Genomic DNA, 22859 nt, shown 5'->3' on the forward strand with positions numbered 1-22859 from the left:
ATTCGCCTGTTGTTTGTACTGAAGTATGGTAGATTTTCTGTTTAAAGGTGGTCTTTATTCATCGTTTTGCTGCCCTAAGAGATAATCCACGGCTTTTTGTGCTCTGGCAGAGGCATTGATTAAGAGCCTTTTATCTTCTTTGATGGCTTTGAGCCAACTTTCCAAATAGGCCACCGAATTGTCCAAGACCTGAGGTAGAATTTGGGCATGATAGCACAGAAAACTTGCTCCCATTTCGGCGGTTAGTTCTTCCACGCCGTAGCTGTATGAACCAAAGGAACTGGTTTCGACCACTTCTTTACGACAAAGCCGCTTGGCGTGTCCTGTGGCATGTATGCACTCATGGAACAGAGTAGCATAATAGCTTTCAGGCTTAATGAAGTGTTGTTTTTCAGGGATTTGTATGTAATCCATGGGGGGTGTATAATAGGCCGAAGAGCCGCCCACGCGAATAGGTGGCAACTGTGGTTGCATAAAATGCAATAAGCGTTCAGCGGTTTGAATGGAAAGATTGGCACCAAGAGGTTGCACTTGGGGCAGTTGCCACTTTATCCCCTCTATCTGACTGATATTAAATACATTGTAATATCGTAGTAGCGGGACTTTTTCTAAAAGGGGCAATTGCTGGGGTGCAGGATTAGGGACGGACTTTTGAGTGATAGGGTCAATGTAAAGCCAATTCCAATACACCACGGGTAGGGCTTTACTGTTTTTTATCACTTTCCCGCCCAAATCGCTGGCCTGTTGGAAGGTAAGGAAATAGGGTTCTTGGAAATTAAAGAGGTTCAGCAAGAAGCAGTTAATGCCACGGTAGGGCTTTTTGCTGAGGTAGTTTTGAGGCAAAGTGTTTTGCCAAGGTTGCTGCCAAGGGGCAACGCCTTGTTCTAAGCGTGCCATAATCAGTTGGTTTACTCTTTGGTAAACATCAGGGGTCGAATTGTTTTTGGATTCCATCGTGAAATTTTGTTTTATTTTGATTTCACGAGCAGCATAAGAACGCAGCTAATTCTTTCTGTTTAAATCATCAAGCGGCCATTCCTAAGTCTTCAATAGGGGCATCGTCGAAAACTTAGGCTATAATAATACCGCAAAATGTGGATAACTTTTTTGTTTGTAATTTATTGATAACAAGATACTTGAAAAATATTTTCATTTTTTTGAAAAGTGCTTGTCACCCATTTGCCCTTCGAGATTCGTCTTTATATACAGTTACCCTTCCCGTGTGCTTTACTTCCCCTGAATTTTAGACTGCTGTACCTCTGAAATTCAGGGGATTGGGGTCGGTTTGTATCTTTAATTAATTGCACTAAAAATATATTAAAAATAATTTTTTACATAATTCACAGATGCTACCTTTGTAAAAGAATGGCGGGCAAGGTGCTTGTCGAAACAATAAAGGCATTGGTAAGTAAATCAGATGTTAAGCGTAATAGGCTTGATTTTATATCTGATAAACGAGAGTAGGTTTCGTTTATACAGATTTTAGTAGCAATGCAAAACGAGTATGGAAACAGAAGAAATAATCCCAGAAGTAAATATTTACGCAGACGGAGGTGCTGAACCAAATCCAGGAAAAGGTGGATTTGGTGTAATAATGACATATAAAGAACACAAAAAAGAATTTAGCCAAGGTTACTTGCTAACGACAAATAACCGTATGGAACTAATGGGTGTTATATTCGCTTTGGAAAGGTTGAAAAAACCTTCAATTGTAAATGTTTACACAGACTCTCAATATGTTGTGAACGGAATTGAAAAAGGTTGGGCGGAAAAATGGAAATCAAACAATTGGTACAGGAAAAGGAATGCGAAAGCCATCAACTATGACTTATGGGATAAATTATTAAACTTGATTTCAAACAACCAAAAGGTAACTTTTAATTGGGTAAAAGGTCATGCAGGGCATAAAGAAAATGAGAGATGTGATGAATTGGCTAATTGGGCATTGAATAGCAAAAATTTGTTAGAAGATGTTGGGTATGAATCAGAGAAAGAGGAAGTTTATATTCCCACTCACTCAGAGCAAGAAAAGCATCAAAATCGCAAAAGAAAAGTTCTAAATGAAGGCGATAATTGCAGAAAATGTAATACCCAAGTAATAAAAAAGGATACCAAAAGGAAAGAGCTAAAACCAAACCAAGAATATTACTTTGACTATTATTTGTTGTGTCCAACTTGTAAGACAATGTATATGGTCGAAGAAGCAAAAAAGTTTGTAAACGACAATAAAAGCAGATTGTTTACATAAACTCACTGCCACTAACATTGCATTTGTGCAACCCGAACTAAGGTATTAAAATAAACTTTTGTGCTTTTTGGGGGCAATAGTGTTATCAAATCCCGTCCTGCACAAATACTTTTTCGTTAATCTACCCCTCCATTGGCGGCTTTTCTTTTGTCTTTTTTCCCCTATTCGCCTCACATAACTTGCAAGCAAAACAAGCAATATGGTACGCGAGTAGAAAACCAGATAACCTTCATGGTGGACGGCAAACAAGCTATCAATGAACTCGAAATAAATGTACTATGGTAGTAACAATGGCATTGTTTTATAATGACGTTTATTGTTTGTTAAGACACTTTTATCCAACTTGCCCCTAAGTTTTAATCACGCCATCATTTTACAACCCAATATGTCGTCTAAATTCTTCACTAATAGCAAAGACAGAAATCTCTTTGATAAGTTTAAAGGTATCATAGAACACATGAAAGATTTATATGCCTTTCATGCAGTGGTAGGCTATTTTAGGTCGTCGGGATATTTTGCATTAGAACCTTATTTGCAGAATATTACAGATATAAAAATATTGGTTGGTATCAATGTAGATGCGATGTTTGCCGAATCTCAACGTAAAGGATTATTGTATTTTGGCGATGAGCAAAGAACCAAAGATGAGTTTTTGAAGTGGTTTGTTCAAGACATAAGAGAAGCAAAATATTCCTCAGAAGTTGAAAAAGGTATTTTAAAGTTTGTGAATGACCTCATTGATGGAAAAATTGAGGTGCGAGCGCATAATTCCAGTGCTATACACGCCAAATTTTATTTGTTTCTGCCAGAAAATCATTCGGTACACTCTGACGGCTGGGTAATTATGGGGTCTTCCAACCTGACAGAAGCAGGGCTTGGAATAAAGAAATCGCCTAATTATGAGCTAAATATCGCGCTGAAAGACTACGATGACGTAGCGTTTACCAAACAAGAGTTCCTTACACTTTGGGAGCAATCTACTCCTATCTTACCCGCAGATATACACAGCTTTAAACAAAAAACACACGTAGGACAAAAATTTTCGCCCTATGAACTGTACATAAAGTTTCTGATAGAATACTTTGATAAAAATATAGATTACGACCCCGACACTGTAGGCGATTTGCCTCGAAATTACAAGAAATTATCGTATCAGGTTGATGCAGTAAATGAAGGTTTTCAGATGCTTATGGAGCATAACGGGTTTTTCTTGTCCGACGTTGTGGGCTTAGGAAAAACCGTGATTGCTGCTATGATTGCCAAGCGATTTTTAATTGCCAACGGCTCACTAAATACCAAGATTCTTGTAGTATATCCACCAGCACTAGAAAAAAACTGGAAAAATACATTCGGCTTATTTAAACTTGACAAACATACCAAATTTATTACGAACGGAAGACTTGAAAAAATAGCAGAAGGCAACGACATTAATTATTGGGCAAAGGAAGATTACGACTTAGTTTTGGTAGATGAAGCACATCGCTACCGAAATCATACCTCACAAGCATTTGCTATGCTCCAAAGAATTTGTAAGGCTCCAAGAAACGGGGAAGGTCTTGTAACTGGCAATAAGAAAAAGGTAATTCTCATCTCAGCAACACCGCTCAATAACAGACCGCAAGATTTATATTATCAATTGCTTTTATTCCAAGATGCAAGGCGCAGCACGTTGCCCATAACAAATTTACAAGGCTTTTTTGCCCCAATTATTCGGGAGTTTTGGAAAATTATGCAGCATGACAAACCTGATATTGAAAGAATACGAGAGTTGTATTCAGAAATACGCGAAAAGATAATTTCGCAGATTACCGTAAGGCGTACTCGCAAGCACCTAGAAAAGTACCCTAAATACATAGAGGACTTAACCGAGCAGGGAATTAAGTTTCCCGACATAGCTGCCCCTAAACCCAAAATTTATACCCTAGATGCCAAGTTAAGTAAGCTATTTTATCATACAATTTTTTACTTGACAGACGAAGATAAAATTCAGTTTTATAGATACCAAGCCATACGGTTTTTATCCGATGAACAGTTGGAAATTTGTGGCTACACGCAAGCTGAAAGATTTTCAAAATCTTTGGCTGGTATTATAAAAACGCTTCTGATAAAAAGACTAGAAAGCAGCTTCACTGCGTTTAAGAAAACGCTTAATAATCTCCTCATCTCCACAGGGCGAATGATTGAGATGTTTGAAAATGATAAAGTGTTCATTGCGCCAGACTTAGGAGTCAATGAATTACAGGACAAAGGTTTAACCGAAAGTCAAATTGAATCTATCATTTTAGACTACAGTATTATCAATCCCAAAAACAATGTCTTTAATAAAAAAGATTTTGTTGAAAGGCAAATCAGTAAAAAAAATCCTGTATTTGTCGAGATTTTAGATGGCTTGAAAAAAGACTATGCCTTATTGCAAGAATTAGTAAAGGCATGGAGCAAGGTAGATACTGACCCAAAACTTGACACTTTTCTTGCAACGTTAAAAGACGAACTACTTGATAAACAGATAAACCCGACAGGAAAGCTGGTGATTTTTACCGAAAGTACCGACACTGCCAACTACCTGACAGAAAAGGTAGAAGCGTTTTTAGGGACTAAAATCTTGAATGTGTCGAGTAATAATCGGAACAAAATTTTTGAGATAATACTCGAAAATTTTGATGCCAATTATATTGGGGAGAGAAAAGACGACTACGACATTATCATCACTACCGATGTGCTGGCCGAAGGTGTAAACCTACACCGCGCCAATGTGATTGTTAATTACGATACCCCTTGGAACGCCACAAGGCTCATGCAGCGTATTGGGCGAGTAAACAGAATTGGTAGTGTTGCGGGCGTTATCTACAATTACAATTTCTACCCATCGCAGCAAGGTGACGAGGAAATAAAATTGTATAGGAATGCGCTCGTAAAGTTGCAAGGTTTTCATACTGCCTTTGGCGAAGACGCACAAATTTATACGCACGAAGAATTGCTCGAACAATTTGAGTTATTTAAGGAAGGTTTGCCCGACGACGAAGACAAAAGGCTTTATTATTTGCGCGTTATCAGAGAGTTTAAAGACAAAAACCCAAAAGAATTTAAACGAATAAAGGCATTCCCGCTTAAAGCCAGAACAGCCCGAAAAGAAGAGTATGCACAAAAAAGTCAGGCACAACAATCTACTGTAGTATTCCTTAAATCGGTTTACAAAACAGAATTTTACCAAATAAACGACAAAGCACAAGTAAAACCACTTACTTTTTTGGAGGCTGCACAAATTTTTGAAGCCAAGACCTCAGAGCCAGCTTTCGACCTGCCAGAAAGCCACTATAAACACGTACAAGCCGCTTTACTCTCTTTTGAACAAGATTTTCTGAGTGCAAGCACAGAAAAAGTAACTTCTACCGACAAAGCTGATGCCAACACCAAACAAGCACTCAAATTTTTGCGTGATTTTAAAGGCATTACACACCAAGCTACTGTAAAAGAAGTTTGTCAAACCTTGCAACCAATAGTAGAGGCTGGCACTTATACGCCATTGGCTAACGAACTGAAAAAAATCAGTCAAAAATTGTTTAACAAACGAGAAATTACTACATCGCAGGCTGATAATTTGCTCATTGCTCTCGCTCAAAAATACGATGCACTCAACACCGACGAAGAAAATAATGCGCAAACAAGCATTGTAGAAGCCAATATTTCACCAGAAATTGTACTATCAGAAACCTTTATTGATTAAAACATGAATAAACTTAAAAGTGAGAATACTGAATTTAAGCAAGTTGTTCTACTGATAGAAGAAGCCAGAAACAGAGCTTTCCATAAAGTAAATGAAGAACTTATATTACTTTATTTCAGGGTAGGTAAACTGGTGTCCGAAAAAGTTTCTGCTGGAATATGGGGCGAAAATACAGTGGAAGCACTCGCAGGTTTTATTCAGGAAAAATGCCCAGAGTTGAGAGGATTCAACCGCAGGGGACTTTATAGAATGAAGCAATTTTATGAAGCATACACAGCACCTGAATTTGTGTCAACACTGATGACACATTTACAAAAATCTGAAAATGAAGCTATTAAAATTGTAAAAACACTACTAACTCAATTGCAATGGTCGGCACATCTCCTCCTTTTGAGCAAAACCAAAACACCCGATGAAAAGCTGTTTTACCTGCATTTGGCCATACAAGAAAAACTTTCTGTAAGGGAACTGGAGAGACAGCTCAACTCCGCAGTATTTGAAAGAACGGCACTTTCTAACCAACAATTGAAAACGACATTTACACAATTGCCTCAAAACTTTTTTAAAGACCCCTACATTTTCGAGTTTTTGGAACTGCCAGAAGGTCATTCAGAAAAAGACCTTGAAAAAGCACTCATAAGCAATCTGCAAAAATTTATTCTTGAAATAGGAAAAGGGTTTACCTACATGGGAAATCAATACCGATTACAAGTAGGCAATAAAGACTATTACACCGACTTACTTTTCTACCATCGCGATTTGCAATGCTTAGTATTATTTGAACTGAAAATTCAAGAGTTTGAACCCGAATTTTTGGGTAAACTGAACTTCTATTTAGAAGCATTAGACCGCGACGTAAAACGCCCTTTTGAAAATAATAGTATTGGTATTTTGCTTTGCAAAGGCAAAGAAACCGAAGTAGTTGAATATGCGATGGCTCGAAATACATCGCCTGCCATGATTGCCGATTACGAAACCAAACTAATATCCAAAACCTTGTTGGCAAACAAGTTACATCAACTTGTGCTACAACTTTCTAATAAAGATATTGACTAATGGAAAAGAAAATACTTCAAAATATATTATCGAAGCCCTTTGTGCTTTCCGACTGGCTGACTTTATTGACAGATGTTTTCGGTGTAAAAAACTTTCTTCAAAACCCTGCTGAAATCCCTTTACCAAGCAACAACAAAGCCGAAGCTGCTTTTGAGTTGGGTAGTTTCAGTACGGCTGACGATAGAATTATTGGGTTGTATTTGGTAAAGGTAAAACCCGAAGTTTGGTTGGAGCGCAACAAAGTGGGTTTAAGGGAATTACTACGTTCTGTTTACAAAAATGAGGTGGACGGTGCTTTAATTGTATTCGAGCAAGCTGATAAATGGCGTTTGAGTTTTGTAAGCGAAATTCGTACTTTGGACGAGTATGGGCAAATTGTTGAAAACCAAACGCAACCCAAACGATACACCTATCTTTTAGGCAGTGGTCAAAAAGTAAAAACCCCCACCGACAGACTATGTGCCATTGCAGGTAAAAAAGCAAAACTTGAGGATATTAGAAGTTTATTTTCTGTTTCAACGCTCACCAAAGAGTTTTACAACGAACTCTTTAAATGGTACGAATGGGCATTGTCGGAGGAAATAGGTATTACCTTTCCTAAAAATACAAGTACCGCAGACGACGACCGCGAAAAGTTGGAAGAACAAATTATTCGCCTCATTACTCGTTTGCTTTTTGTATGGTTCATCAAACAAAAACAGTTAGTGCCACACAATTTATTCGACAAAGAACAACTAAAATCCATACTAAAAGACTTTAATCCAAACGACAACAATAACGGGAGCTATTACAATGCTATCTTGCAAAACCTGTTTTTTGCCACACTCAATAAATCCGTTACTGAACGTGCTTTTGCCAAAGACGAAAATAACAGAGATGTAAAAACATTGTATCGCTATGCAGAAATGTTTGATATTGAAGAAGCGGAAGTTTTAAATCTATTCTGCAAAATTCCTTTTTTGAATGGCGGTTTATTTGAATGTTTGGACAAAGAAGCATCAACCGACGGCGTAAAATATCATTTAGACGGCTTTAGTCGAAACGATAGGAAAGTAAGAGGGCAATTCAGCCACCGTGCATACATTCCCAACTGCGTTTTCTTCGACGAAAACAAGGGCATTATTCCACTATTGGAACGCTACAATTTTACCGTAGAAGAAAATGCGCCCGAAGATGTGCAAGTGGCTCTTGACCCCGAACTCTTGGGTAATGTATTTGAAAACCTTTTGGGTGCATACAACAGCGAAACCAAAGAATCTGCCCGTAAGCAAAGCGGAAGTTTTTACACACCCCGCGAGATTGTGGATTTTATGGTAAGCGAAAGTTTGCAGACCTATTTGAACGAAAAAATTGGCGATGTTGATTTGAACGGACAACTGACCGATGAACAAAAAAAGAAAATTTACAATACCTTACTCAAAGTAAAAATCCTTGACCCAGCCTGCGGTTCTGGTGCTTTTCCAATGGGAATTTTGAACGGCATCATTGCCTTGCTCGAAAAAATTGGCGTGGCACAACACTTGGATATGTACCAGCTAAAACTACACCTGATTGAAAACTGTATTTATGGTGTGGATTTACAAACCATAGCGGCACAAATAAGCAAATTGCGTTTCTTTATTTCGCTTATTGTGGAACAAGGGGAAATGGATTTGAGCAAAGAAAATTACGGTGTCATTACTTTACCTAACTTGGAAACCAAATTTGTAGCGGCAAACACCTTACTTGGGCTGCCTAAAAGGCAAGCTCAGATTGATTTGTTTGAAGACCCAGCCATAGAAACAACTAAACAGGAAATTTTTGCAGTGCGCCACGAACATTTTTACGCCAGAACAGCCAAAGAAAAGCGGCAACTACGCGATAAAGACGAAAAATTGCGTAAGAAGTTAGTGCAGTTGTTAGAAAACAACCATTCACTTAACCATGAAGATGCAAAAAAAATAGCTGAATGGAATCCTTATGACCAAAACTCAAGTTCTGATTTTTTTGATGTAGAATGGATGTTTCTTTTAAAGGATGGCTTTGACATTGTAATTGGAAATCCACCTTATTTTTCACTATCAACAGATAGCATCTACTTAGATGATAAAACAGGGAAAAGGATAAAACACAACAGAATTTATGAACCTCAGGGCTTCAAAGTTTTTTCTAATTCTGGCGACATCTATTCTCTCTTTTATGAAAAAGGTTGGCAAGTGATAAAAGAAAAAGGCCACTTGTGTTTTATTACTTCCAACAAATGGATGCGGGCAGGCTATGGCGAAAGTACACGAAAGTTTTTTGCTGAAAATACCAACCCCGTATTACTGATTGATTTTGCAGGGCAAAAAATATTTGAAAGTGCCACAGTTGATGTAAATATTTTACTGTTTAGCAAAAGTAAAAATCAACAAAAGACACTTGCTTGCATTGTTAAAGAAAAGGTGTTAAATAATTTGAGCGTTTTTGTTAGACAACAAGGCTCAGAATGTGGTTTTTTAGGAAAAGAAAGCTGGACAATTCTTAGCCCAATTGAGCAAAGTATTAAACAAAAAATAGAAGCTGTTGGCACACCCCTCAAAGATTGGGATATAAATATTTATCGTGGAATTTTGACGGGCTACAACGAAGCATTTATAATTGACGGAAGCACTAAAGACAAACTGGTAAAAGAAGACCCAAAATCTATCGAAATTATAAGACCGATTTTACGTGGGCGCGATATTAAGCGTTACGGCTATGAGTATGCAGACCTTTACCTGATTGCTACTTTTCCAAGCCTTAAAATTGATATAGAACAGTATCCTGCCGTAAAAAAGCATCTGCTTTCGTTTGGAATGGAACGTTTAGAGCAAACAGGAAAAGAGTACAAAGTAAATGGCGAAACTATAAAAGCTCGCAAAAAAACCAACAATAAATGGTTTGAAACGCAAGATAGCATAAGTTATTGGGACGATTTTAATAGGCAGAAAATCGTGTGGAAACGTGTTGGTTCAATTTTGCGATTTTCATACGATGAAGCGGGAACAATGGCTTTGGATAGTACTTGTTTTGCAACGGGAAAATATATCAAGTTTTTGGTTGGTGTTCTCAACTCTAAAATGGGACATTATTTGATGAAAGATGCGCCACAAACAGGAACAGGAGATTTATTGATAAGCGTCCAAGCTATTGAGCCACTCAAGATTCCTATTCCTGATACAAATACAGAGCAGTCCATTAGTAAACTAATAGAAGAAATCTTGCATAATAAAAAACATGGATTAAGTTCGTATGAGTTAGAGCATAGACTTGATAATGTAGTATACGCTTTATATAACCTTGAAAAAACAGAGATTGATTTTGTTAATATTCTGTAATTCTGCTCAATATGTTTTTTATAGAGTTTTCAATCTCATCTATTTCTTCGTTGGTAAAAAGCATCATTTCATAAACCCATTTATTTACATAAAAAGCATCTATTTTTTTAGACAAAATGTTTTGGGTTTCTTTTAATCTTTTTTCATTAGGTAATGGCAATGGAATATTTTGAAAATAGTCGGTAAAAATTTTAAATCCTGTTTCATCAAAGGAATAAATGTAATATCGAAATAAGAGTATGTTTAAAAATTAAGTATTGTGATTATCTAAAACGATTGAGTATAATTTGGATATTAGTCCACAAAATCCAGTTTTGGGAACTTTTCGCTGTTTTTTCATAATCTTTAGCAAGCCTACGAAAGAAATTATGCCAAGCAAAAGTTCTTTCCACTGCCCACCGCCACTTGACGGGAACAAATCCTTTCCTGCTGGGCGGTACAGCACTACACTCTACTGCTAAACCAAGTATATTAGCTTCTACCCATTGCATAAATCCTTTTTTGTAGGCCGCATCCACCAGTATTTTTTGCATCCTATCTAAATAACCCAAACAGTGTTCTACCAGTAAATGAGCCTTTTGACTGTCATGGCTGTCTGCTCCATGAACAACCACCCCCCAAACTAAACCAAGCGTATCTACTATCACGTGTCTTTTTCGACCATTGATACACTTATTCCCATCAACACCTTTGTCTTTACTGACAAAAGGAGATACTTTTATAGATTGACTATCAATACTGAATAAACTCGGGATAGCCTTTTTCCCTTGCCGTTGGCGTTCGAGTTTATTCAGTTCGCTATTGATTCTTTCTAAGGTGCCATCTTTGCCCCATTTGGCAAAATAATAGTAAACCAATGGCCATGGGGGATAACAAGTTTCCAAATTACGCCATTGCGTCCCTTTCCGAAGAATGCTCAAAATACCATTGACAACCGCACGCAAAGAATATTTGCGCTTTCTTTGCTGATTCAATATTTTACTGATAATTTCCCACGCGGTATCGGATAAATCTTTAAAACAGGTTTGCATTTTACTTTCATGTTTGGTCACTAAAAGTAAATTATCCGATACCCTTTTTTAAATTTAAACATACTCTAAATACCCCAAAAGGGTAGAGTTTAAAAGTAACCAAAGATATTCTAAATCTTTACCAACTAAAAAATAGCAATCATTGCCAAAGAAAAAGTTCTTATCGTTATCTAATGCAAAACGGGGGAAATTATTTTCGTTGCTTTTAGCAATTCTCATAATTCCTGGATAGATAATTTTCTGCCTATTAAAATCGTCCCAATAACTTATGCTATCTTGCGTTTCAAACCATTTATTGTTGGTTTTTTTGCGAGCTTTTATAGTTTCGCCATTTACTTTGTACTCTTTTCCTGTTTGCTCTAAACGTTCCATTCCAAACGAAAGCAGATGCTTTTTTACGGCAGGATACTGTTCTATATCAATTTTAAGGCTTGGAAAAGTAGCAATCAGGTAAAGGTCTGCATACTCATAGCCGTAACGCTTAATATCGCGCCCACGTAAAATCGGTCTTATAATTTCTTCACTTTTGGGGTCTTGCGCAATGAGTTCTTTTCGCTTTGAGCCATCAATGATGAAAGCCTCATTAAAACCTGTTTTTATTCCATAATTGATTTGAATATCCCAGTCCTTTAACGGTGTTCCTATTCTCTCAATTTTTTCTTTTATGCGTTGTTCAATGTCAGAAAGAATAACCCAGCTATCGGCATTATTGAAACTACCCAGATTTCCTGCTTGTCTAACAAAAACGCTCTTTTAGTTGTATAAAATAATTGTCTAAGTTTTTTCTATACAATTTTGGTTTAAATTAAGCAGTTGAATGTAATATTAAGTTAAACAAGAAAAACATTATGATTTACGGTTACATTCGGGTAAGCACCGACAAACAAACAGTAGAAAACCAACGCTACGAAATCAATCAATTTTGCCAAAACAATGTATATGTAGTAGATAAATGGATTGAAGAAACCATTTCGGGAGCTAAAAATCTACAAGACCGAAAACTTGGCAAACTTTTAAAACGAATGAAAAAGGGCGACATTCTTATCTGCTCCGAGCTTTCACGTTTGGGCAGAAATTTGTTAATGATTATGGGCATACTTAACGAATGTATGAACCGCGACATTCAGGTTTGGACGATAAAGGATAATTATCGTTTGGGTAGCGACATCAACTCAAAAGTATTGGCCTTTGCCTTTGGTCTTTCAGCAGAAATAGAGCGCAACTTAATTTCGCAAAGAACAAAAGAAGCCTTGGCGCGAAAAAAAGCGGAAGGCGTAATTCTTGGCCGTCCCAAAGGACGAAAATCATCGAAAACCAAACTTACAGGACAGGAAAAAAAGATAAAGGACTTATTGGATAAAAAAGTTTCTTATTCAGCCATCGGCAGGATATTGGGTGTACACAGGCTTACGGTCAGTAGTTTTGTGAAAGCACAAACAGAATAGGTAATCAAATTGAATGAAGGCAAAATTCTTTTCCCAAGAAAGTAGAAGCAGCCAACAGATTTTTAGAAGGTGCAACATTCAAAACCCCATTGAAATCAAAACCACTCACCGCCAGCGCAACCCGTTGGCGGTTTTTTTATGTCCTTTTTCTCCTTCTATTTCCCTTTAGCTTGCACCTTACAATCCTAACAACCTGTTACTCATTTCTTTTCGGGTATCGTCCTCAAAACTGGCCAAATAGACTTCTGTGATGGTGGTATTGGTATGTCCCAAACTTTCACTAATGTATTCTATGCTTGCCCCTGACCGCTTCAATACTGTTGAGAAACTATGCCGCGCCGTGTAGGTAGTAATATGCTTACTGATACCTAATTCTTGCCCAACCTGCTTCATAAATCTATTGATGGTGGAGACGATATTGTGGGTTTTAACTGCCCTCTTCAATGGTGATTGTTGGTCATTATAAAAAGGAAAAATATAAGTATTGGGTAAGCAGGGTTTCTGTCCCCAACGGGCAATAATATCTTGGGCAATGGCTGGCAAATGAGCCTGAATTAAGCGTGGGTTGCTACGGAGCTTATTAGCTGTTTTTTGTCTCATAAAGGTTAGCCTATCGCCATCTATATTGCTATATTTGAGGTTGCATATATCTTTTACGTTTATCCCATTGCACAGATAAGAAAAGACCCACAAGTCTCGGGCTAAAGCCTCTTTTCCTTGTGGGTCTTGTGGGGTGTAATGTATAATTTTCATAATATCAGCGAAGGGCAAGGCTTTTTTGATATTGACGGATGTTAAGGGTTGGTATTTTTTTCTTCCAAAGGGGTAGAAATCTTTTGAAACAATACCGTCTGCCATGGCAGCATTAAAGACGGTACGAATAGAGGTTGTATAAAATCCAATAGACCCCGCTTTGAGTCCTTTTATGAGTAGAGCCTCTTCGTATTTTTTCAAGAAGGCGGGAGTGATGTCCTCAAAATATAGATTTGTGCCAGCGTATTGCCGCAGGGAGTTGAGAGCGCAAGCAAATCCCCATGCAGATTTAATACGGCCTTCAGCAAATAGATTATCAATAAAAGATTGGAAGTAGTTTATGACCTTACGCGATACGACAGCATTGTTACTTTTTCCATTGTATAGTTCCGTGAATCGCCTAAAAGTAAATACTCCCATAGACTTAAGTATGAGTTGTGCTTTATGCTCTATGGCCGTTATTTTAATTTTGAGCTCTTTAAGTTGTCCGCCGCGCACGGAGGTGGTTTTGAGCTTGTCCCAATCAGCTACTGAAACATATTCTGCAATGCTGATATATTGTCTTTCTTTTCGATAAGTAATGCGTAATTTAAGAGGGAAAGTTCCATCGACTTTTTGCCTTCTTCTGTCGATAACGACGGCAATTGTTGCAGTGTTTTCCATGATATTTACGATAAAATGTAAGATTTGTGTAATGCGTAAATATACAAATAGTACAATAAAATATCAAAGAAAAACGGAATAATTATTATAATAAATAGCTATAAATCAGATGATTAGTAAATTTGTGCAAACAATGAAAAAATAAGTAAAATTACATTTTGCCCAAATGGGTGATTGCTCTAAAAATGTATAAATAAATCTAAATAAGCATGTGTACGGAGAGTATTTAAAACTGCTCAGTATAAAGCTTTGTTAGACACGAGTAATATGATATTTTGAGTAAAAACTTTTCTTTGACGTAAAAAATCGTATTACTTTTGATACACTATTTGATACATGGTGTAGTAAAATAGCGCAAAAAAGTAATAATGTAGAGGAAAGAAAAATTCGTTATTGCATTGTAAATCAATGTATTATGATAGTATTGTAAAATAGCGAAAATATAACTATCCCTTCTTAAAAATAAAATATAAAAATATTTGCAAATATTCTATCTGTTTAAGATTTTGCGTGAGAATGGCAGGCAAGGTGCTTGCAGAATGGAAAAGATAAACGCAATAAGGTGTGTTTATACAAATGTTGTGCATAATTAAACGAAACAGAAATGTCAGATAACAAAGAAAATAAAGCTAACTGGAAGCCCACAGATAAAAGATTTGTAGCATTTTTAGATATATTGGGTTTTAAAGACTTGGTTATGAGAAATACCCATGATGAAATATATCAAATATTAAATCAAATATCAAAAAGCAAAAAATTAATAGAAGAAGCCACAAAGTTTGAAGAAATTTCAAAGGTATTTGGTGATGTTGAAGTTTATGTAGTAAGCTTTTCAGATTCTATTGTAATCTTTTCAAAAAACGATAGTATTGAAAATTTCAAATATTTTCTATTAGCGACTAGGTGGTTTTTTACAGGTGCATTTAATAAACAAATACCTATAAAAGGAGCAATGGCACACGGTGAAATTAGTTTGAATAAGAAGGAACAGATTTATTTTGGGCAACCAATAATTGATGCTTATTTAATGGAAGAAGATGTGAATTATATGGGCATTGTCGCTCATAATAGTATTGACAATTATATTTCAAAAATTGAAGAAGAATCAGTTCTAAAGAGTATTGAGAGATTGTTGTTTGAAGAAAAAACTCCACTAAAATGTGGTAGCTTGACTCATACAAATCTCAATTGGTTCAAGATAATTAAGAAAACCGATGAAGAGTTTAATATTCAGTATTTAAAATCTAAGATTAATTTATTCAAAAAAACGACATCTGGTACTGCAAGAAAATATATTGATAATACTTTTAATATCTTAGAAAAAATAGAGGGTAGTTTATAAATTAACTATGCACAACACACAATATAGCCAATAAGGGTTTCAGTGGTATGCGAAGGTTTGTAGCCCCCTTCAATTTTTCGTGTACCATGATAGGAAATCGCCCGCAATCCCTTACTGGCCAGTTAGCAGCAAGCTTAAAAAAACAAAGCAATCTATGAGAATTTTTATTAGTTGGTCAGGAGACGTAAGTAAGCAAATAGGAGAAGCCATTAAAGATTGGCTACCCGCTGTGTTACAAAATGTCAAACCCTATTTTACTCCAAATGATATTGAAAAAGGAGCACGCTGGAATGCAGATATTTCAAAAGAATTAGAGCATTGTAAGTTAGGAATATTTATATATACAAAGGATAATATTGACAGCCAATGGATGTTGTTTGAAGCAGGTGCAATTAGTAAAATGTTGGACAATTCAAAAGTTTGTCCCATTTTGTTTGGGCTAGACAATGCTGATTTTAAAGGACCACTTACACAATTTCAAACGTCACAATTTCAAAAGACAGATTTTAGAAAATTAGTTTACTCAATCAATAATAGTCTTTCTGAACAAAAACTAGAGGAAAAAGTATTAGATGAAGTTTTTGAAATGTGGTGGCCAAAACTTGAAAATAAGGTTAATAAACTTTTAGATGCTAATAAGGTAGAAAACATTGCTGTTAGAAATGACCGAGAACTTCTTGAAGAAATACTTGCGATTTCTAGAATTACAGCAAAACGTACAATAGAAACAGGTAAGTCAAACTCAAAAAGAAGATATAATACAGAAGTTTATGAAAAACTTGTGTCGAGCTTTATTTTTGGAACAGAAACTATTTTTGAAATAGATTGGGAACATACCAAGTCTTGTTTAGAAGGTGATAATCTTCAATACTTCGTTGCACAAAATGGGGACTTTTTAAATCCTAATGTAAATGATGAAGGAAATAACTGGGCTAATAGGGTTGGGTTTTTAGAATCTTATCGAAAACTTAAGTCATTCATCGAAGAATATGGATTAAGAAAAAGAGATTCATATTTTGACCCTGAAAACGAACCTCCATTTTAATTAAAGCCTGCTGCTAACATGGGTATTTGCAATAGTGCGGCTTGAAGTTAAATGATCAACTTAGGTAATTTTATGTAACTTTAGTGCAAAACTCGGCTGACGGAATACTATTACCGCACCATCGCAAATACCTAATCCGTTGCCTGTAATTGTATACAGACTTCACTATAAACTGAATCACATAAAGTAATGGACAAAATAATCAGCACAGAACCTAATTGGATAATTACAACCTTAATTGGAACTGTTATTGGTTATTTATACCCTTACTTTATTAAAGGAATTATTTACATTGGCAGACTTCTCTTTACTAAACATTATTTAACTGGACAATGGAATAGCTACTACCAAATTTGGGAGAATAATTTAGCAGTAATCAAACACGAAAAATGGACTGTATCATTAGGATACAATAGCAAACTTAAAGTGAAAATAAAAACTGTAGCAGAAGGTAATTTGAATTATTCTGGAGAACTTACAGAAGAAAGGGGACATTTGATTGTAACATTAAAAGCTAAAGAATATGATGAGAGAGTATTTGGACGATACCCAATTCCAATTCCAAGTAATGACGCAACTGTTGTAGGACTTTGGTTGGGAGTTGATTTTAATGCACACGCAACTGTTGGAGCAAACATACTTTCGAGAATAGAGCTTGACAATGAAAAAATAATAATTCTGTTAAGAGAATACACAGAAGTTGATACTGAAAATGAAATGATAAGGCTAAAGCACTAATTCAAGAAACATTTGACAAAACAACTACAGGCAACATTGGGTTTGCTGCAATTTGGGCTTGACGTTGTAAGCATCAACTTTTGTAATTCTATTGGGCATTTGTGCAAATGTTGGGCTGACGTTTTTCAAATACCCCACCATTGCCAATATGTGGATTGTTAGTTGCAAGCATTGTGGGACAATTTTAACATAAAACTATTTAGAAGAAATAAACATTAGTATGAGTAACCTTGACTTTTCAAAAATTGCTTCAAAAGTTTTGACTCAACAACTTGAGACACAAATCAAGGAATACAAAGTATTTTACAAGACGCATTTGCGAAATGTAAAAGACCGACAATTAGTTTTATCACAACTCGACAACCTTTGTATAAGGTTTCAAAAAATATCACAAAAAATAGATTTTCTTTCCGACCCAGAAAGATATAAACTTGAAGAAGAAACTGAAAAACTTTTAAAGAAGTATTTCAATAACGATATTTTTGAACTTTATAACAAAAAAATACCAACCCCTGAAGCGAAGCGAAAAATCCCTAATCCTGAAAATAAATTTTGGCTTACAGTTCTTGACTCAGTTTATCAAGCTGTTGAAGTCACAGCAGAACAGGTAAAACAAGAATTGGTTTATAAGACAGACTTTGTTACTTTTCTAAATAACTGTTTACTGTATTTTGGTTTACATCCAAATATTTTAAAGAGAGATAATACTATTTATAAACGCTATAATTGTGTTTTAGAACATCACTTTAAATCACCAAAGATAAAGCAGACAGAGTCTAAAATTTTATTAAAGAAGGAAATCTTGCAAGCTGAATTTCTAACTCCATATGAAAAGAAATTGCCAATTAGAATAAATGGGAAACTAATTCCATTCGAGGACATTTATCAAATCAAAATCACTTCAACTATTTTACAAGATGACGAGATAGAACTGTTTGCTGCTAAAAATAAATTTACATGGACTGACAATTCTAAAGACTATGTTGCTTTCATAAATAATTGCCATGACGAAACCGAACAACTACATAATAATCCATATTTGATTGGCCAAGACAAAGAGAGATTTAGAAATCATAATACTTTCTTTGTTCATCCAACAAGAATTTTGGAATTACAAAAGATAAAAAACAATAAGTTCGACCTAATAAAACTTATTCAACTATGTGAAGAATTAAATAATGCTTCTTCATCAAAAAATCCATTTAGTTTAACTTTTCTAGCGAGAGCAATTATTGACCACACTCCACCGATATTTGGGTTCAGTAATTTTTCAGAAGTAGCAAATAATTATTCAGGTGGGACAAGAAGTTTTAAGAAATCAATGCAAAACTTAGACAATTCATTGCGTAATATTGCAGACAACAACATACATTCACAAGTAAGAAAAAAAGAAGTCTTGCCAACCACAACTCAAGTTGATTTTACGCAAGAGCTTGACCTGCTTCTGAGTGAAATCGTGAGAATTTTAGAGTAAACAACAACTTCGGACGAACGGTAGCACAGCCATCAACACACTTTTAGCATCAGGAAGGGTAACGTGCAAACTTGAGGTTCTGTACCTTCAATTTTCTACCTGAATGCAAAGCCCGAAATCTTTTTGAAACCCGCCACCAACTTACCCAGTTGGTGGCTTTTTCTTGTCCTTTTGAGTGAATCAATCCACCGATAGATTGCGCCATAAACTTTAATAGTTCATGGCCTCTACCACTCAAGCACAATCACAGATTACCGTTATCACTGATGCCAAACAAAGCATCAATGAGTTAGGACGGCTGCAACTCAAAGCCGCCGATTTTGCCAAAGAAATCAAAGACTCCAAAAAGAGCTTTGATGAGTTCAATCGCTCCAGTACAGCCCTTTCCCGCATGGGCGAAGGCATCAAACGCCTTAGCATAGAAGCCGCTCAATTCAAGCAGGCAATGACCGCCAACAAAACGGCTGCCGAGCAATTCAGCAAGTCCACTGCTGATTTGGGCAAAGTAAACACCGAGCTAAAAAACCTCAAAAGCCAAGCCGCCGAACTCCGTACCGCCATCAAAGGTATGAAAGAAGGCACGGAGGAATACGCACGCGAAAACGACAAGCTCACGGCCATCAAAACCAAAATAGAGTCCCTGAAGACTTCGGCCACGGCACTCAAAGCCCAAATGCTTGAGTCGAAAAATGCGGCCAAAGACTTTGATAAAGCCAATGCAGGATTAGACAAAACGAATGCCACTTTAACCAAACTCACGGCCAAAGCCGATGACTTGGCAGCCGCTACGCTTCGAGCCAAAGCCGAAGCCGACAAATACAGTGCCGCCAAAGAAGGCTTTAAAGCCGTCAATGCTGAAATAGACAAGGAGCGCGAAAAATTGGGCGTGCTGGGCATGACCATGAACCAAATGCTCAAGTACCAGAAGGATTTGAACGCGGCCATCAATACAGGAGCAGTCTATGGAACAGAACGCTACCAACAACTAAACACGAAACTTGTAGAGGTTAATGGCGCGATTCAGCAGCAGAAAAATGACCAAAAACGCTTGCAACAGGAAACAGGTCTTACTGTTGGTTCATTGCGAGAACTGGAAGAACAAGAAAAGCGATTAAACGCTGAGATTAAGAATTTAGGCATCAATACGAAAGAATTTGCGGCCAAAGCCCGCGAGCTTCGCACCGTAGAAAGCCAAATCAGTTCGGCAGAAAATAAACTCAAAGGTTTTGCGGGTTCGTGGGCAAACATGAAAAACAGCATCATGAATGTGGCGGGTGGTGTTATTGGTGGTACGCTGGCCTTGTCTGCTTTTCAGAAGTTGGCCGAGTTTATCCCCAACCTCATTTCTTCACAAGCCAAACTCTCGGACAGTTTCGCCGACATTCGCAAAACTACGAACATGAGCATTGAGGGCGTGAAGGAGTATAACAAACAACTTTCCCAACTCAATACCCGCACGGCCACCGAAGAGCTACGCAAAATTTCCATTATCGCAGGTCAGTTGGGCATAGACCAAACAAAGGTGTTTGATTTTACGGCTGCCGTTGATAAAATGGTCGTGGCTCTTGGTGATGAATTTACAGGCGGTGCGGAACAAATCACCAAAGAAATGGGTGCGTTGCGCAACATCTTTTCCGACATCAAAACAGATAAAATTGATGAGGATATGTTACGCATCGGCAACGCCATCAATCAATTGGGTAGCGAAGGCGCAGCGACAGGGCCAGTAATGGCGGACTTCGCTTCGCGTATCGGTGGCGTTGGGGTTCAATTAGGATTGAGTTCTGGGCAAATATTGGGGCTTTCGGCCACCCTTCAGGAGTTGAACGTAAACGCCGAGCGTGGCGGTACGGCCATCGTTAAAATTTTACAACGCATGGCCTCGACACCAGAGGAGTTTGCCAAAGTTGCCCAAATGTCCGCCAAGTCCTTTACCGAACTCGTGGACAATGACATTTACGGAGCTTTGACCAGAGTCATTGAAAAGGCCAATGAATCAGGGGCAAGTGCTACGGTTTTAGCTTCTATCCTCAAAGAACTGGACGTGGACGGAGCAGGCGCAAGTGAGGTGTTTGCCAAACTTGGCGGAAATATGGATACGTTGGCCAAGAAAGTGGCCAGTTCCAACAGCGCGTTGAAAAGTACCGATTCCATCATGAACGAGTTTGGCATCAAAAACGAAAACTTTGCAGCCAAACTCGAAAAGTTGAGCAAGGCCATCAGCAAAATGTTCACGTTCCCAACGCTCAATAAAGCCATTGAAGATACCGTCGGTTGGCTGTATAAGTTACTGCCCGCCACCGAAAAATTTAGTGCTTCTCTCGAAAAAGAAGCCTACAATTTGGATAGTGCAACCATTGGCATCATGAGCCTCAAGGTAGGCACGGAAGAGCGCACCAGAGCCATCAAGGAATTGCAAGACAAATACCCCGACTATTTGGGTAATCTCAACGCCGAAACCGTCTCTAATGCCGAGCTGAAAAAATCCATTGACAACGTAACCAATTCGCTCATTGAGCAAATTATTATCAAAAAGGCAATGGAAAAAGTGGACGAGCAAGCCAACAAAGCAGCAGAAGCCTACGCCAATTTGATGGAAAAACGCAGAGTGGTACAAGACCGTCTCAATGATTATTTCAATCAAGAAAAAGGCAATACCGAAAAACACAATCAGTTACAATCTATTAAAAATCAGCTCATGGCTTCGGGAATGAGCTTGGAAAAACAATACGAGTTCATTCAGAGCGGACGTGTAAAAGAATTGCCGCGTTGGGGCGATGCTTATCATGAATTGGCTGGTTCTGTCATGTATTTGCGAATAGCCGAACAAGACTACAACAAGGAAGCAGAAAAAACACTTCAGTTTGAAAAAGAACGAACTGAAGTATATAAATCACTTGGCCGTAATGCCAATGGTGAAACCCCCGCCGAGATTGCCGCCCGCAAAAAAGCGGAAGAAGATGCCAAAAGGAAAGAAGAGGAGGACAAGTTAAAAGCCGCAGCCGCCCGTAAAAAAGCCCGTGAGGAGGCCGAGAAAAAAGAGCGTGATGACAACGCCAAAAAGAACAAGGCCGAAGCCGAAAAACGCGCCAAAGAAGCGTTGGAGGCAGAGCGTAAAATCATTGATTTACGTCTTAACCTGCTCAAAGATGAGCGCGAGCGCAAACGAGCCATTGCCACAGAGGAAAATCGCCGAGAAATCCAAGACTTTAAAATGTCAGCAGAAGACAAAGCCAAGCTATCTAAAACCGAGCGAGCCAAACGTAATGCGCAAGAGACAGCATTTGAAAAGCTATCTAAACGAAAACTTGATGAAGAGCTGCACCAAATAGACACCGAGTATTACGAGAAAGCCCGCGAAGCCTACGAGAAGTTGCAAAAGGAAAAAGTAGAAGCCGCCAAGAAAGCCAAGCAACAGGAGTTGGACGATGCGACGGCCTTTGCAGAATTGCAAGTGCTTGTAACGCAAAAGGATACCGATGTGATGGGCTTTGAGGTGCAGAAAAGCGAAGGCATTATCCGAGAGCTAAAACGCCGAAAATACGCCGAGCTTGAAAACACCGAACTCACACAGGAGCAACGCCTTGCCATTACACAACGCTATGACAAACAAATCAATGCGGTAGAAGTGGCAGGCCGTGCCACCAACGTAGAGGCACAAATCGGGCTACTCAATATCCAAATGCAAAAAGAGTTGGCCAAAGAGGAGCTGACTGAGAATGAAAAATATAACATTCAGGCCAAGTACATCGACAAAATCAACCAACTTCTTGACGAGCAGGAAAAACAGGAACAGGAGAATATTAAAAACAAGGTCATTGGTTTTGTAGATGCCTTCAAAACCATCATGGAAGGCATTAATGAACTCAATGCCATTGAAATTGATAATCAGTTCATTGAGCTTGATAAACTCAAGCAATACCAAGACCAGCAATACGAGAACAACAAGCAGCGATTAGGCAACCAGCTTGCGCAAGAAGAGGCCGCCAAAAATGCCCGTTT

General features: G+C 37.7%; 14 protein-coding genes. 10 read left to right on the forward strand and 4 right to left on the reverse strand.

What is annotated here, in order from left to right; translation table 11 throughout:
- Positions 1-54: 54 nt before the first annotated feature.
- Positions 55-954 (reverse strand): ArdC family protein, encoded by a 900-nt coding sequence (locus BM090_RS16785; RefSeq protein ID WP_091516339.1) that lies wholly within the window; start codon positions 952-954, stop codon positions 55-57.
- A gap of 550 nt (positions 955-1504) precedes the next feature.
- Here BM090_RS16785 and rnhA point away from each other — a divergent pair.
- The 4 genes from rnhA to BM090_RS16805 all read left to right on the forward strand — a co-directional run bounded on the left by rnhA (position 1505) and on the right by BM090_RS16805 (position 10366).
- On the forward strand, positions 1505-2248 hold the full coding sequence (gene rnhA, locus BM090_RS18880; protein ID WP_177199993.1) for a ribonuclease HI: 744 nt from the start codon (positions 1505-1507) through the stop codon (positions 2246-2248).
- A gap of 457 nt (positions 2249-2705) precedes the next feature.
- Positions 2706-5972 carry a helicase-related protein gene (locus tag BM090_RS16795; RefSeq protein WP_221405420.1) on the forward strand — a complete coding sequence of 1089 codons (3267 nt, stop codon included), beginning with the start codon at positions 2706-2708 and terminating at the stop codon, positions 5970-5972.
- A gap of 3 nt (positions 5973-5975) precedes the next feature.
- Positions 5976-7028 carry a PDDEXK nuclease domain-containing protein gene (locus BM090_RS16800; protein ID WP_091516345.1) on the forward strand — a complete coding sequence of 351 codons (1053 nt, stop codon included), beginning with the start codon at positions 5976-5978 and terminating at the stop codon, positions 7026-7028.
- The gene (locus BM090_RS16805; RefSeq protein WP_091516348.1) at positions 7028-10366 is read left to right on the forward strand and encodes an Eco57I restriction-modification methylase domain-containing protein; all 3339 of its coding nucleotides are present in this window, start codon (positions 7028-7030) and stop codon (positions 10364-10366) included. Before BM090_RS16800 ends, BM090_RS16805 begins: the two co-directional genes overlap by 1 nt.
- Before the next feature lie 263 nt (positions 10367-10629).
- Here the strand turns inward: BM090_RS16805 and BM090_RS16810 are convergent, their stop codons facing one another.
- On the reverse strand, positions 10630-11397 hold the full coding sequence (locus BM090_RS16810) for an IS5 family transposase (protein ID WP_091516352.1): 768 nt from the start codon (positions 11395-11397) through the stop codon (positions 10630-10632).
- 54 nt (positions 11398-11451) lie between these two features.
- The gene (locus BM090_RS18945) at positions 11452-11769 is read right to left on the reverse strand and encodes a hypothetical protein (protein WP_394333482.1); all 318 of its coding nucleotides are present in this window, start codon (positions 11767-11769) and stop codon (positions 11452-11454) included.
- A gap of 476 nt (positions 11770-12245) precedes the next feature.
- Here BM090_RS18945 and BM090_RS16820 point away from each other — a divergent pair, with 476 nt between their 5' ends.
- A complete protein-coding gene (locus BM090_RS16820; protein ID WP_091516356.1) occupies positions 12246-12842 on the forward strand; it encodes a master DNA invertase Mpi family serine-type recombinase in 597 nt (198 codons plus the stop codon).
- Between the two features lie 177 nt (positions 12843-13019).
- On the opposite strand, the gene BM090_RS16825 is transcribed toward BM090_RS16820, so the two are convergent.
- Positions 13020-14258 carry a site-specific integrase gene (locus BM090_RS16825; protein ID WP_091516360.1) on the reverse strand — a complete coding sequence of 413 codons (1239 nt, stop codon included), beginning with the start codon at positions 14256-14258 and terminating at the stop codon, positions 13020-13022.
- Between the two features lie 604 nt (positions 14259-14862).
- Here BM090_RS16825 and BM090_RS16830 point away from each other — a divergent pair.
- From BM090_RS16830 to BM090_RS16850, 5 genes are all read left to right on the forward strand, one after another.
- Positions 14863-15600 carry a hypothetical protein gene (locus tag BM090_RS16830; protein WP_091516362.1) on the forward strand — a complete coding sequence of 246 codons (738 nt, stop codon included), beginning with the start codon at positions 14863-14865 and terminating at the stop codon, positions 15598-15600.
- Between the two features lie 154 nt (positions 15601-15754).
- On the forward strand, positions 15755-16645 hold the full coding sequence (locus tag BM090_RS16835; protein WP_091516386.1) for a TIR domain-containing protein: 891 nt from the start codon (positions 15755-15757) through the stop codon (positions 16643-16645).
- A 189-nt stretch (positions 16646-16834) separates the two neighbouring features.
- Positions 16835-17383 (forward strand): hypothetical protein, encoded by a 549-nt coding sequence (locus tag BM090_RS16840; protein ID WP_091516366.1) that lies wholly within the window; start codon positions 16835-16837, stop codon positions 17381-17383.
- Positions 17384-17603: 220 nt separating this feature from the next.
- The gene (locus BM090_RS16845) at positions 17604-18857 is read left to right on the forward strand and encodes a hypothetical protein (RefSeq protein ID WP_091516368.1); all 1254 of its coding nucleotides are present in this window, start codon (positions 17604-17606) and stop codon (positions 18855-18857) included.
- A gap of 220 nt (positions 18858-19077) precedes the next feature.
- Positions 19078-22859 (forward strand): phage tail tape measure protein (locus BM090_RS16850; RefSeq protein ID WP_091516371.1); only part of this gene is annotated, 3782 nt, incomplete at its 3' end.

Source organism: Flexibacter flexilis DSM 6793, assembly GCF_900112255.1.
Taxonomy (GTDB): Bacteria; Bacteroidota; Bacteroidia; order Cytophagales; family Flexibacteraceae; genus Flexibacter; species Flexibacter flexilis.